At 49.5% G+C, this 543-nt stretch carries 1 rRNA gene; it reads left to right on the plus strand.

The features are described from left to right. Positions 1–543: ribosomal RNA gene (locus D1641_RS19055) — 23S ribosomal RNA — on the plus strand; the annotation flags it as partial.

Raw genomic sequence — 543 nt, forward strand, 5'->3', positions numbered from 1 at the left:
CACTGCCAAGAAAATCTTCTAGCGTTTAATTCAATACTACCCGTACCGCAAACCGACACAGGTAGTCGAGGCGAGTAGCCTCAGGTGATCGAGAGAACTCTCGTTAAGGAACTCGGCAAAATGACCCCGTAACTTCGGGAGAAGGGGTGCTGTAGAAATACAGCCGCAGTGAAAAGATCCAAGCAACTGTTTATCAAAAACACAGCTCTCTGCTAAACCGCAAGGTGATGTATAGGGGGTGACGCCTGCCCGGTGCTGGAAGGTTAAGAGGAGGGGTTAGACATTAGTCGAAGCTCTGAATTGAAGCCCCAGTAAACGGCGGCCGTAACTATAACGGTCCTAAGGTAGCGAAATTCCTTGTCGGGTAAGTTCCGACCCGCACGAAAGGCGTAACGATTTGGGCACTGTCTCAACGAGAGACTCGGTGAAATTTTAGTACCTGTGAAGATGCAGGTTACCCGCGACAGGACGGAAAGACCCCATGGAGCTTTACTGCAGATTGATATTGAGTACCTGTGAAGCATGTACAGGATAGGTAGGAGA

The sequence above is a fragment of the Colidextribacter sp. OB.20 genome, from assembly GCF_009911595.1.
Classification (GTDB): domain Bacteria; phylum Bacillota; class Clostridia; order Oscillospirales; family Oscillospiraceae; genus Lawsonibacter.